Annotated in this window: 12 protein-coding genes; 11 read left to right on the plus strand and 1 reads right to left on the minus strand. The window is 39.8% G+C overall.

What is annotated here, in order from left to right:
* Positions 1-248: 248 nt before the first annotated feature.
* On the minus strand, positions 249-1439 hold the full coding sequence (locus tag AB4128_RS17610; RefSeq protein ID WP_372038458.1) for an amino acid aminotransferase: 1191 nt from the start codon (positions 1437-1439) through the stop codon (positions 249-251).
* 394 nt (positions 1440-1833) lie between these two features.
* Between AB4128_RS17610 and aroA the strand changes: the two genes are divergently transcribed.
* From aroA to AB4128_RS17665, 11 genes are all read left to right on the plus strand, one after another.
* Positions 1834-3114, plus strand: a complete 1281-nt coding sequence (gene aroA, locus AB4128_RS17615; RefSeq protein WP_119969203.1) for a 3-phosphoshikimate 1-carboxyvinyltransferase — start codon at positions 1834-1836, stop codon at positions 3112-3114.
* Between the two features lie 180 nt (positions 3115-3294).
* Positions 3295-3972 carry a (d)CMP kinase gene (cmk, locus tag AB4128_RS17620; protein ID WP_055024572.1) on the plus strand — a complete coding sequence of 226 codons (678 nt, stop codon included), beginning with the start codon at positions 3295-3297 and terminating at the stop codon, positions 3970-3972.
* 92 nt (positions 3973-4064) lie between these two features.
* On the plus strand, positions 4065-5753 hold the full coding sequence (gene rpsA / locus AB4128_RS17625) for a 30S ribosomal protein S1 (protein ID WP_263863673.1): 1689 nt from the start codon (positions 4065-4067) through the stop codon (positions 5751-5753).
* A gap of 78 nt (positions 5754-5831) precedes the next feature.
* Entirely contained in the window at positions 5832-6119 is a 288-nt protein-coding gene (ihfB, locus tag AB4128_RS17630; RefSeq protein ID WP_055024570.1) for an integration host factor subunit beta, read from the plus strand.
* A gap of 133 nt (positions 6120-6252) precedes the next feature.
* Complete coding sequence (locus AB4128_RS17635; RefSeq protein WP_247663178.1) at positions 6253-6552, plus strand: LapA family protein; 300 nt, start codon at positions 6253-6255, stop codon at positions 6550-6552.
* 1 nt (position 6553) lies between these two features.
* On the plus strand, positions 6554-7714 hold the full coding sequence (lapB, locus tag AB4128_RS17640; RefSeq protein ID WP_055024568.1) for a lipopolysaccharide assembly protein LapB: 1161 nt from the start codon (positions 6554-6556) through the stop codon (positions 7712-7714).
* Positions 7715-7810: 96 nt separating this feature from the next.
* A complete protein-coding gene (gene pyrF / locus AB4128_RS17645) occupies positions 7811-8506 on the plus strand; it encodes an orotidine-5'-phosphate decarboxylase (protein WP_372038460.1) in 696 nt (231 codons plus the stop codon).
* Between the two features lie 94 nt (positions 8507-8600).
* Positions 8601-9428, plus strand: a complete 828-nt coding sequence (locus AB4128_RS17650; RefSeq protein ID WP_372038461.1) for an SDR family oxidoreductase — start codon at positions 8601-8603, stop codon at positions 9426-9428.
* 23 nt (positions 9429-9451) lie between these two features.
* Positions 9452-10003, plus strand: coding sequence for a DUF2058 domain-containing protein (locus tag AB4128_RS17655; RefSeq protein WP_065108039.1), 552 nt, complete (start codon positions 9452-9454; stop codon positions 10001-10003).
* A gap of 89 nt (positions 10004-10092) precedes the next feature.
* Positions 10093-10881: a CLCA_X family protein gene (locus AB4128_RS17660; protein ID WP_080915755.1), complete on the plus strand. Its 789-nt coding sequence runs from the start codon at positions 10093-10095 to the stop codon at positions 10879-10881.
* Positions 10882-11152: 271 nt separating this feature from the next.
* Positions 11153-12910 carry an acyl-CoA dehydrogenase family protein gene (locus tag AB4128_RS17665; RefSeq protein ID WP_372038463.1) on the plus strand — a complete coding sequence of 586 codons (1758 nt, stop codon included), beginning with the start codon at positions 11153-11155 and terminating at the stop codon, positions 12908-12910.
* Positions 12911-13007 lie beyond the last annotated feature (97 nt).

Below are 13007 nucleotides of genomic sequence, written 5' to 3' on the forward strand. Positions count from 1 at the left end.
TATCTCAGGACGGGACAAACCATTGCCTTAAAAAAGCCACTTTTATGAGTGGCTTTTTTATTATTGTTAGTTCGTTTGAGATGCAATCAAGTTGTAAGATTTAACCTTACGCTAGCTGATTAAAAACATGACTCATAATGCTAAGTTAACAAGTAAGGCTAACCAAATGTAAAACCCAAAAGTTTAAACTTAAAAAAAAGCGAATTGATGAAAACAATTCGCTTTTACATTTTTGAATAAGAGAAAGCTTACAGAATTTTAGCAATAGATTTAGCCAGATAATCTACATTTGATTCGCTAATACCAGCGATACTCATTCTGCTTGAATCGACCATATAGATACTGTGCTCTTGTTTCAATTGCTCCACTTGTGCAGGATTAATACCCAAGAATGAAAACATCCCTTTTTGTTTGGCAATGAAGCTAAAGTCCTGTGTTACGCCATTTTCAATTAGTTTATCCACTAACATTTGACGATTACCGTTTATGCGATCACGCATTACGGTCAGTTCATTTAGCCATTGCTGTTTAAGCTCTGCAGTCCCGAGAATGGTTTCAACTAGCGCTGCACCATGGGCAGGCGGCATTGAGTATATACAGCGAACTACATACAAAAGCACAGAAAAAGCGATGTTTGCAGTTTGGCTATTGTCAGCAACAAGCGTACACGCCCCAATTCTTTCGCGGTAAAGACCAAAGTTCTTAGAGCAAGAGCTACATAAAATCATTTCCTCTACTGCAGCAGCCATTTGGCGTACACCATAAGCGTCTTCTTCAACGCCATCCCCAAAACCTTGATATGCCATATCAATTAATGGAGTAAATCCTTGTTTTGCAGTAATTGAAATGACTTCATCCCACTGCTCGGTGGATAAATCCATACCACTAGGGTTATGGCAACAGGCATGAAGTAAAACGACATCATCCGGACCAATTTGACTAAGTGCTGCCTTCATTTCATCAAATTTTAAGGTTTTAGTATCGTAATCGTAATAAGGATAAGTGTTAACTGTTAAGCCTGCAGCTTCAAACAATCCAGTATGATTTGCCCATGTTGGGTCGCTTACCCAAATAACAGCATTTGGTTTACAGCTTTTAATAAACTCAGCTGCAACTCTTAATGCGCCTGTGCCACCTGGTGTGGAAACCGTTTTTACACGATTAGCGAGTAAAGCGGGGTGGGTTTGTCCGAATGCAAGTTCAGACATTAACTGATTAAAATCTTCAGAGCCTGTAGGGCCGATATAGACTTTGGTTGTTTCGGTGTCTGTGCGTTGTTGCTCTGCTATTTTTACGCAGTCTAAAATGGGCGTATGGCCAGCAGGATCTTTATAAACGCCAACACCTAAGTCGATTTTTTGTGGGTGAGAGTCTTGTCGATATTGTGTCAGCAAACCAAGAATTGGATCTGCTGGCATGGCTGTTAATGTTTTGAACATGGTCATTGACCTTATAAATATCAAATAATGGTAGGATTCGCTTTAGGATAACGTGGTTTAATTGCGGATTGAAATGTAAAAAAATAACTAATTTTAAAATTAACTGTTTTTTTAAATGAAGGTTTACAGTGCAAGGTTAATTTTTGTTAATTAAGCTAAATTAGTAAGCAAAATAGTGGTTTTTTCATTCATTTTATTCAAGTTCGACATAAATCCGTCTTTTTTTTATTAAAAGCCCTTGTATCGTGGGCTGCAATGAGTAAATTTGTAGTCAAGAATAATTATTATCTAACTATCAATCAGAATCGTATAGATAAATTGACATAGACGTCGCTTTGTCTTTAATCATATCCATTCTTGCATTTTGCTAGAACTCATTTAAGAAGAATTTTTCATGAAACAGTTGCGTCTTGAACCCGTAGAAAAAGTCAGTGGTGTTGTTAACATTCCAGGCTCAAAAAGTATCTCTAACAGAGCCTTACTATTGGCGACTCTTGCTAAAGGTAAAACAACCTTAACGAATTTACTGGACTCAGATGATATTCGATACATGTTAGCCTCGCTTAAACAGCTAGGCGTTCAATATGAGTTATCAGATAATAATACCGTTTGCGAACTTGAAGGTTTAGGAAACCCTATCACTGCAAAGCAAGCTGAAACGCTATTTTTAGGTAATGCTGGTACAGCAATGAGACCGCTTTGCGCAGCGTTAACACTTGGTTCAGGGGAATTTACATTAACAGGTGAGCCGAGAATGGAAGAAAGACCAATTGGCGATTTGGTTGATTCTCTGCGTCAGTTAGGCGCTAATGTGACTTACTTAAAAAACGATGGTTTTCCACCTTTAACCATTAATGCTGATGGATTAAATGGTGGAGAAGTTGAGATAGCTGGCGACTTGTCGAGCCAGTTCTTAACTGCATTACTCATGGTTGCGCCATTAACTAAAGACTCAGTCAATATTAATATTAAAGGTGAGTTAGTTTCTAAACCTTATATTGATATCACTATAGCCTTAATGGCTCAATTTGGGGTTGAAGTCATAAACCACGACTACCGCAGATTTGAAATTAAATCCGGCCAGCAATATGTATCACCAGGTAAAGTGTTAGTTGAAGGTGACGCTTCATCGGCATCTTATTTTCTTGCTGCAGGTGCGATTCAAGGCGGTGAAGTCAAAGTAACAGGTGTTGGTAAATTAAGCATACAAGGTGATGTCAAATTTGCAGATGTCCTTGAGAAAATGGGCGCTGATATCGAGTGGGGTGATGATTATATTATTTCACGTCAAGCGAAACTAACTGCGGTTGATTTAGATATGAATCATATTCCTGATGCTGCAATGACAATTGCAACAGCGGCATTATTTGCAGAAGGTACAACCAAAATAACCAATATTTACAATTGGCGTATTAAAGAAACCGATCGTTTAGCAGCTATGGCTACAGAACTTAGAAAGGTTGGAGCAACAGTAGAAGAGGGTCATGATTATATTTCAGTGACGCCTCCTGCTGTATTGAATACTGCTGATATCGATACCTATAACGACCATCGTATGGCGATGTGTTTTTCAATGATGGCCTTTGCGCCTTGTGGAATTACGATTAACGATCCTGATTGTACTTCTAAAACCTTCCCGACTTATTTCAGTGAGTTCGCACGTTTAGCTTGCTAATTTAATCTTACCAAGCATAAAAATAATGACGGCAGTCAATTAACTGCCGTTGTTATGATCTTCTTTATGAACTTACAAAATTCTCCAGTTTTTTGGTTCAAATTGTTATACAATGCCGCCCGCTCATTTTGATGAACCTTTTTTACATTCATGGAAGATTGTTTTTTTTCGGAGGAATTTATGTCTGAACGTGCTCCAGTAGTCACAATCGACGGACCAAGCGGTGCAGGAAAAGGGACAATATGCCAACTCGTTGCTGAACGATTAGATTGGCATTTACTAGATAGCGGCGCTATTTATCGTGTTTTAGCCCTTGCAGCCATTCATCACGATGTTGAATTAGAAAATGAAGAAGCCATTACCTTGTTAGCTTCTCATTTAGACGTGCAGTTTTTAGCCGGAAATGATTTAGTGAAAGTCATTTTAGAAGGCGAAGATGTATCAACCAGTATTCGTACTCAAGAATGTGGTAATGCAGCTTCTAAAATAGCCGCTTTTCCACGTGTTAGAGAAGCACTACTTAGACGCCAACGTGCTTTTAGTGCTGAACCTGGATTAGTAGCTGATGGCCGTGACATGGGAACCGTCGTTTTTCCTAATGCACCAGCTAAAATCTTCCTTACTGCATCAGCAGAGGAAAGGGCGCAGCGACGCTATAAACAGTTGCAGGACAAGGGGTTCGATGTTAATATCGATCGCCTTTTATCTGAAATCATTGAACGTGATGACCGCGATATTAATCGTTCAGTCTCGCCTTTAGTGCCTGCGGATGATGCGCTAGTGATTGATACTAGTGGCATAGGTATTAATGAAGTGCTTGAGCTAGTGCTTGAACACATCAATAAAAACTTAACGTAATTTCTTAATTCTGAGAAGTTATGAAACAACATTTATATCACGGATGATGTAAATAAATTAATTGACTCCACATCTAGGATGGATGGTGGTTTATAAAAGAAAGTAATCATAAAATGACTGAATCTTTTGCTGATCTATTTGAACAATCCCTAAATGAACTTGAGTTCCGTCCTGGTTCTATCGTACGTGGTGTAGTTGTTCGCATCGAAAACGGTACTGTACTAGTTGACGCTGGTCTTAAGTCTGAAAGCCCAATTTCTGCTGACGAATTCAAAAACGCTCAAGGTGTTTTAGAAATCGCTGTTGGCGACGAAGTTGATGTTGCACTTGACTCTGTTGAAGACGGTTTCGGTGAAACTCAATTATCTCGTGAGAAAGCGAAACGTCACGAAGCTTGGATTGTTCTAGAAAAAGCTTATGAAGATGCTGAAACTGTAATCGGTATCATCAATGGTAAAGTTAAAGGTGGTTTCACTGTTGAATTAAACGGTATCCGTGCCTTCTTACCAGGTTCTCTAGTAGACGTTCGCCCAGTTCGCGATACTGCTCACCTAGAGTACAAAGAATTAGAATTCAAAGTTATCAAACTTGACCAGAAGCGTAACAACGTTGTTGTTTCTCGTCGTGCTGTTATCGAATCAGAAAGCAGTGCAGAACGTGATGCTCTTCTTGAGAACCTTCAAGAAGGTCAAGCAGTTAAAGGTATCGTTAAGAACCTTACTGACTACGGTGCATTCGTAGACTTAGGTGGCGTTGACGGTCTTCTACATATCACTGATATGGCTTGGAAGCGCGTTAAGCACCCATCTGAAATCGTTAATGTTGGTGACGAAATCAACGTTAAAGTTCTTAAGTATGACCGTGAGCGTACTCGCGTATCACTAGGTCTTAAGCAACTTGGCGAAGATCCATGGTTAGAAATCAGCAAGCGCTACCCAGAAAACACACGTTTAACTGGTCGCGTAACGAACTTAACTGACTACGGTTGTTTCGTTGAAATCGAAGAAGGCGTTGAAGGTCTTGTTCACGTTTCTGAAATGGATTGGACTAACAAGAACATCCACCCATCTAAAGTTGTTAACTTAGGTGATGAAGTAGAAGTTCTAGTTCTAGACATCGATGAAGAACGTCGTCGTATTTCTCTAGGTCTTAAGCAATGTAAGACTAACCCATGGGATGATTTCGCTACTCGTTTCAACAAGGGCGATAAAGTTTCTGGTAAGATCAAGTCTATCACTGACTTCGGTATCTTCATTGGTCTTGACGGTGGCATCGACGGTCTTGTTCACTTATCTGACATTTCTTGGAACGGTACTGGCGAAGACGCTGTATCTGAGTACAAGAAAGGTGACGAAATCCACGCAGTAGTTCTTTCTGTTGACCCTGAGCGTGAGCGTATCAGCTTAGGCGTTAAGCAAACTGAAGACGATCCTTTCAATGCTTACTTGGCAGACAAGAAGAAAGGTACTATTGTAAATGGTGTAGTTACTGCTGTTGACGCTAAAGGCGTTACAATTGAACTAGCTGAAACTGTTGAAGGTTACCTTCGCGTTGCAGATATCTCTCGCGAGCGTATCGAAGACGCATCTACAGTATTCTCTGTAGGTGACAAAGTTGAATCTAAGTTCATGGGCGTAGATCGTAAGAACCGTTCTATCAGCTTATCTATCCGTGCGAAAGATGAAGCAGATGAGAAAGAAGCAATGGCAACTATTAACAAGCAAGATGATGCTGTTATTAGTAATGCTATGGCTGAAGCGTTTAAAGCAGCTCGTAAGTAATAAATCGCCTGTAGTGTGGGAAACACTTGGTGTTTCCCTTTAGGCGACTGTGTTTGGCTTGATAATAGAGGGTATAGGATGACAAAATCCGAACTGATCGAAAAACTTGCCACTAGGCAGTCGCAGTTGTCGGCAAAAGAAGTGGAAAGTGCTATTAAAGAAATGTTGGAGCAAATGGCAACAACATTAGAAGGCGGTGATCGTATTGAGATCCGTGGATTTGGTAGTTTTTCTCTTCACTATCGTGCACCGCGTGTTGGCCGTAATCCTAAAACTGGTACCTCAGTTGAATTGGAAGGCAAATACGTACCGCACTTTAAGCCTGGCAAAGAACTGCGCGAACGTGTCGATGCGGTTAATCATTGATTAACGCTTGATTAAAAAGCCTCCTTTTGGAGGCTTTTTTGTATCTATTGCTTTTCAAAGCTGGTTACTTGGCTAAATATCTTGGATAATCAGTTGTATTGATAAGATTGAATTTTTATCACTCACAGATTGAATGGAGCTGCATGTGAAATCGTTTATTGCCATTATCATTGTTGGATTATTTTTTGTTCTCGCCTTATTGTTTGGTGCCAAAAACGAACAAATTGTGACGGTCAGCTATTTTGTTGCAGAAGGCCAATATCGTTTACCTGTTGTTTTGGCCATTGTGTTTTTAGCAGGTTTTTTGATTAGCTGGTTATTTGCCGGTTACTATATTCTCAAAATGAAAATGGTCATTCGTAAGCGCAACAAAACCATTGCTCAGTTAACTGATAAAGTGTCTGATCCAATAGCACAGGATACCACTGCATAATATGCTAGAAATCCTCTTTCTGTTGTTACCTATAGCAGCCGGTTACGGTTGGTATATGGGGCGTAGAAGTATACGACAGAATCAAAAGCAACAAAGTAAGAAACTCAGTAGAGACTATTTCACTGGGCTTAATTTTTTGCTTTCAAATGAATCAGACAAAGCGGTTGATCTCTTTATTACTATGCTAGATGTCGATGATGAAACAATCGACACACATTTATCTTTAGGTTCATTATTTCGTAAACGTGGTGAAGTTGATCGCTCAATTCGTATCCATCAAAACCTCATCGCAAGGCCGAGTCTCACCACCGAGCAACGTGACATTGCCATGATGGAACTGGGAAAAGATTATTTAGCAGCGGGCTTTTATGATCGAGCAGAAGAAATTTTTCTCAATCTCGTTAGTCAAGATGAACATAGCGAAGAAGCAGAAAGTGAACTAATCTCGATTTACCAAGTGACCAAAGAATGGCAAAACGCCATTAACATCACTAAAGGCTTAAGTCGCAAACGTCAGCAAGCACTCAAATCCATCACTGCACATTTTTATTGCCAGTTATCTGATGAAGCGACTGAAAGCGATGAGAAAATCAAATTACTTCAACAAGCCATTAAGCTTGATGAGCATTGTGGCAGAGCTTGGTTAACCCTCGCAAAGATCTATCTTGATTCAAATCAAGTCTCCCAATGTAAAAAAGCCATCTTAGAATTAAAGCTTGCAGATATCGAATTGTTTGCCGACGCTATTGGTGTTGCTAGACAAGTTTACCGAGACAGTAATGACTTAGAAGGCTATCAATCTCTTTTACAGCAAGCACTGGAGTCCGGCGGTGGAGCCAGTGTTATTATTGCCCTTGCTAAACACAAAATTGAGCAAGGGAATACTAAGAATGCTGAAAAAATGGTGCTAGACCACTTGTATCGACATCCTACGATGAAGGGGTTTCAACATCTAATGCAGTTACATATCAAGCAGGCTGAAGATGGACAAGCAAAACAAAGCTTATCGATGCTTGAAAAGTTAGTAGAGCAACAAATTAAATTTAGACCAAGTTACCGCTGTTGTTCATGTGGGTTCCCTGCGCATAGCTTGTATTGGCATTGTCCATCTTGCAAAGAGTGGGGCAGCATTAAGCGTGTCAAAGGACTTGATGGTGAGTAAACCAAGACATCAACAATCTAGCGTTACAAAACGAACACCCATACGTCATTACGTATTCATTGTGAGTATGTTTAATGATTATCTTACGGAGTAAACATGACTGATAAACCAATTGTAGTAGCCTTAGATTACGATAATAAAAATGAAGCGTTATCGTTAATCGACAAGCTTGATCCAACGATGTGCCGTTTAAAAGTGGGTAAAGAAATGTTCACTTTATTTGGGCCTCAATTGGTTAAAGACATACATGACCGTGACTTTGATTTATTTCTAGATTTAAAATTTCATGATATTCCAAATACCGTTGCTAAGGCAGTGTCAGCTGCTGCAGATTTAGGGGTATGGATGACCAACGTTCATGCAAGTGGTGGGCTAGCCATGATGGAAGCTGCCAAGAAAGCACTTGTTAACTACGGCAATGATGCGCCATTACTTATCGCCGTAACCGTTTTAACATCGATGAGCGATGAAGATTTAGCGCTTTTGGGCATTAATGTGCCTGCACAAGAGCACGTTAAACGCTTAGCAGCGCTTACACATAGAGCTGGCCTTGACGGGGTTGTTTGTTCAGCCCAAGAAGCGACGATGTTAAAGTCATCTTTTGGCCAATCGTTTAATTTAGTGACTCCAGGTATTAGGCCTGTTGGCGCTGATGTAGGCGATCAGCATCGAGTGATGACACCACCTAAAGCAGTAGCGGCAGGCTCTGACTTTTTAGTGATTGGAAGGCCGATCACTAAAGCGGCAGATCCACTGGCTTCATTGCACCAAATTGTGGAATCACTTAAATAGAGTCGATTACAGCTGAGAGTAAAAGTAAACCTGTGATGCGTTTAGCTAGTGTCAATACGGTTTACTTTACAACACAACAAATCAGGAGCGTTTAATGTTTGATTATCAAGGAAAGAATGTTGTTGTTATAGGCGGAACTAGTGGAATTAACCTTAGCATAGCATGCGCTTTTGCTAAACAAGGAGCCAATGTTGCTGTAGCGAGTCGTAGTGTTGAAAAAGTTAACTCAGCTGTAAATGAACTTAAATTAGTAAACCCAAAAGGAAAGCATCTTGGGGTCAGTTTTGATGTCCGTGACATTGAGGCTGTTAGTCAAGGTTTTGCCAATATAGAACAAGCATTTGGCCATATAGATGTTCTGGTAAGCGGCGCCGCAGGGAATTTTCCTTCGCGCGCTAAAGATCTATCAGCGAATGGATTTAAATCAGTAATGGACATTGACCTGCTTGGAAGTTTCCAAGTTATTAAGCAAGCTTATCCACTGCTGAGAAAAGCAGTTAGTCAAGCTGACGGTAAAACCAGTGCCAATGTTATTCAGATTTCTGCGCCACAAGCTTATGTACCAATGGCGCTGCAAGTACATGTTTGTGCAGCCAAAGCCGGTGTAGATATGCTAACTCGCACGTTAGCAATAGAATGGGGCGTAGATGGAATTAGAGTCAATTCGATAGTACCAGGACCTATTGACGAAACAGAAGGTTTTGATCGCTTAGCACCAAGTAAAGCATTAAAATCAATGATAGCTGATAGTGTGCCATTGAAACGCAATGGAGTTAAATCAGATATTGCAAACGCAGCATTATTTTTAGCATCGGATATGGCGTCTTACATCACTGGAACAATCTTACCCGTTGATGGTGGTTGGTCATTAGGTGGTGCAGGCGCGGCAATGGATGCACTAGCGAAACACATGCCAGAATAGTAAATAATTTTAAGGTGATTTAAATGGCAAACGCATTACAAGAGCAATTGCTTAAAGCAGGATTAGCGAGCAAACAAAAAGCGCGTGATGTTAAAACTCAAAAACGTAAGCAGAAGAAAGCCAAGATAGATGATGGTAGTGCAGATTTAAAGCAACAAATTGCACAGCAAAAACTTGAGCAAGCTGAGAAAGATCGTGCATTAAATGAAAAACGTTTTGCAGAAGCTGAAGAAAAAGGCCAAGTGCGTGGACTCATCACTGAGTTTACCAAGTTCGCTATTTCAATTCCTACTGATGCTGAAATCAAATTTAACTTCACGGTTAATAATAAAATCTTATCAGTTTATGTGAATGAGAAATTACAAGGTCAGTTACTTTCTGGTGCAGTTGGTATTATCCGTTACGAAGATAAAAGCTATTTAGTACCGCATAAATTAGCTGAACGCGTCAATTTATTGGTTCCAGAATGGTGTGGTTATCTTTGGACTGATACTGATGATAACCAAACTGAGCAAGTGACTAAAGAAGATGATCCATATGCGGATTATGCTATCCCTGATGACCTTATGTGGTAATTCATTATCTTAAAAAATGCCTCATATTGAGGCATTTTTTATGACTGTTTTATCGTTTGTAAATTTAGCCACGAATAGGTTATTCAGTTTTGCTGCAACATACACAATATTTTCGCAATGGACTAGATTATCGCCTTGGCGAGCAAGCCAATTTCAATGATATCAAACAAACGTTTGGCTTAAGGCATATCAGTGTGGGTAAATGGGTGACTGCTGATGAGTCAAAAATTGCAGCAAATTTAGTTTTTGATTCTTTAGCAGATCTTTCTCAGATACTGAATGTTCCCGCTGAACTTATTGGTCTTAGAAAGACATTAAATATGCTATTTGGTCGTGGTGGCCAAAAAGGTGTGCAAGCACATTATTCCCCAAGCACAAGAGAGTTAGCATTAGCTAAAAATGCCGGTGCTGGTGCGTTAGCGCATGAGTTTTGGCATGCATTTGATCATTATATAGTGGCAAAAGCCTTTGAAGATCGTCACAGCAAGTATGCTTGTGCATCAGATTTATGGCTTAATGATCATCTATTAAAACCACATGCGCTTAACGATAAGCTATCTAACTTGTTTAAACTTGTTTTATTAAGTGAAGATGGTCAGTCTGCTAGTGAGTTTGTAACCAATGCAATTAAGGTTGATAAGGTACAAGGTAGTTATTATTTCTCTAAGCCTACAGAACTAATGGCACGTGCTTTTGAATCTTCAATAGAATCGTTTGGTTCATTAAGAAATAATTATCTTGTGTCAGGGACGACTAAATCAGATCAAGCCACTCGGTTAATATATCCAAATGTCGGCCATAGAGAGCAAATTATGGCTGCTATTTTAGATTACTTTTCTCTACTTGGTGCAGCATTCGAACGTTCATCGGCTCAATAACATGTTTAAGCCGTTATCTCACTCAACTGCGTTTTTAATTTCTTTAGCTAGTATGTAGTAGTTCTTTTATACTCACTTCGAATTCAAAACCTTGTCTAATTCCCGCTATTTTTAGGCGTATTTATGCGACTCATAACCAAGTAGTGAGTGGGTTGTTTATTTGTAAAATTTATTCATTATTTATGCTTTTTACTACAGATACAGCTTGTGTTTCATAGTCCTTTTGTATAAATTGAAACAACTGTTTTAATTATCTGTTTAAGAGTGTGATATGAATCCTTACCAAGCTCCTTTGAAAGACATGCAATTCTTATTAGAAAACGTCTTTGATGCCAATACCACATGGCAAAACATGCCAGCTATGGCTGAAATGGTCGATATGGACACCGCAGTCGCTATTCTAGATGAAGCTAGCAAGATTAGCCGTGACTTGATTCAACCTATTAACAGAAATGGTGATGAGCAAGAAGTAAGGCACGAAGGTAGCAAGGTTATTACGCCAGATGGATTTAAAGAAGCTTATCAACAATTTTCCGATGGTGGCTGGGTTGGCTTATGTGGTGAGCCGGATTTTGGCGGTATGGGTATGCCAAAAATGTTAGGCGTTTTAGTTGATGAAATGAACTACAGCGCATGTAACTCTTTCACTTTATACAGCTCACTGACTGCTGGTGCTGCTTTATGTATCAATGCTCATGCTACAGAAGAATTAAAAGAGAAATATTTACCAAACCTATATTCAGGGCAATGGTCTGGTGCCATGGACATGACAGAACCGCAAGCCGGTTCAGATCTTCGTAATATTCGTACTAAAGCTGAACCACAAGAAGATGGCAGTTACTTAATTTCTGGTAGTAAAATTTTCATTACTGGCGGCGATCATGATTTAACCGAAAACGTTATTCATTTAGTGCTTGCTAAACTGCCGAAGTCTAAAGGTATTTCGTTATTTTTAGTTCCAAAGATTTCAGTCAACGATGATGGGACTTTGGGCGAGCCTAACGGCGTATCTGTTGGCTCAATTGAACACAAAATGGGGCTTAAAGCGTCAGCGACTTGTGTTATGAATTATGATAATGCACAAGGCTACTTAGTTGGTAGAGTCGACCGTGGTTTAGTGTGTATGTTCACTATGATGAACTATGAGCGTCTTGCGATAGGTATTCAAGGCTTAGGCAGTGCTCAGGGTGCGTATCAAATGGCTGCTGATTATGCCAAAGAACGTGTTCAAGGGGTTGCTGCTGGCGGCTCACCTACAGGCGCTGCTGCTGACCCCATTATCGTTCACGGTGATGTCCGTAGAATGTTACTGACTATTAAATCAATCACAGATGCGGGTAGAGCACTTTCAGTTTTCACTGGCAAGCAATTAGATTTAGCCAAACATGGCGAAGGTGACGTTCAAACAAAGGCTGCAAAATACGTTGGACTACTCACGCCAGTATCTAAAGCATTTCTAACTGATCGTGGTTTAGATGCAACAATTATGGCTCAGCAAGTATTTGGTGGTCATGGTTATATTCGCGAAACAGGCATTGAGCAATTTGTGCGTGACACACGGATCGCACAAATTTATGAAGGGACTAATGGTATTCAAGCCATTGACTTCTTAGGCCGTAAAGTGACAGGTGATAACCTAGCAACATTGAGTCAATTTGTTGCAGAAATTACTGCTGAGCTAAATGAGTTACAACACGTTTCAGCTGAAGATAAATCTGCTATTAGCACTCGATTTGATAACCTACTTAGCATTGCGAGTCACATCAATGATAATAAGCTAACTCAGCCTGCATTAATCAATGCAAGCGCTGTAGATTTCTTAGATGCCTTTGGTTACATACTTTATGGTTACTATTCATTACTGCTAGCTGACAAAGCGGTAGGGCATGACGATGCAAACTTTACCGAACAAAAAAGCTACGTCGCTAAGTTTTATATGGAAAAAGTATTACCTAAAGCTGACTTCCATCTAGCGCAGGTTTCTCGAGGCGATAGCGCTATTATGGATATGCCAGCAGAGTTATTTTAGGGAACAATCTCGTCTGCTAAAACCGTTTGGCTTGTATGCGAGCAAATAAGAAAATTAAAAGCACTTTGAGTTATTCAAAGTGCTTTTTTATGTCGTT

The sequence above is a fragment of the Shewanella sp. 10N.286.52.A9 genome (assembly GCF_041468985.1).
Taxonomy (GTDB): domain Bacteria; phylum Pseudomonadota; class Gammaproteobacteria; order Enterobacterales; family Shewanellaceae; genus Shewanella; species Shewanella japonica.

Bases quoted from the DNA above. Each gene is read 5' to 3' on its own strand.
- cmk (WP_055024572.1), top strand. From the start codon at position 3,295: ATGTCTGAACGTGCTCCAGTAGTCACAATCGACGGACCAAGCGGTGCA.
- AB4128_RS17650 (WP_372038461.1), top strand. From the start codon at position 8,601: ATGTTTGATTATCAAGGAAAGAATGTTGTTGTTATAGGCGGAACTAGT.
- AB4128_RS17635 (WP_247663178.1), top strand. From the start codon at position 6,253: ATGGAGCTGCATGTGAAATCGTTTATTGCCATTATCATTGTTGGATTA.
- ihfB (WP_055024570.1), top strand. From the start codon at position 5,832: ATGACAAAATCCGAACTGATCGAAAAACTTGCCACTAGGCAGTCGCAG.
- lapB (WP_055024568.1), top strand. From the start codon at position 6,554: ATGCTAGAAATCCTCTTTCTGTTGTTACCTATAGCAGCCGGTTACGGT.
- AB4128_RS17665 (WP_372038463.1), top strand. From the start codon at position 11,153: ATGAATCCTTACCAAGCTCCTTTGAAAGACATGCAATTCTTATTAGAA.
- AB4128_RS17655 (WP_065108039.1), top strand. From the start codon at position 9,452: ATGGCAAACGCATTACAAGAGCAATTGCTTAAAGCAGGATTAGCGAGC.
- aroA (WP_119969203.1), top strand. From the start codon at position 1,834: ATGAAACAGTTGCGTCTTGAACCCGTAGAAAAAGTCAGTGGTGTTGTT.
- pyrF (WP_372038460.1), top strand. From the start codon at position 7,811: ATGACTGATAAACCAATTGTAGTAGCCTTAGATTACGATAATAAAAAT.
- AB4128_RS17610 (WP_372038458.1), bottom strand. From the start codon at position 1,439: ATGTTCAAAACATTAACAGCCATGCCAGCAGATCCAATTCTTGGTTTG.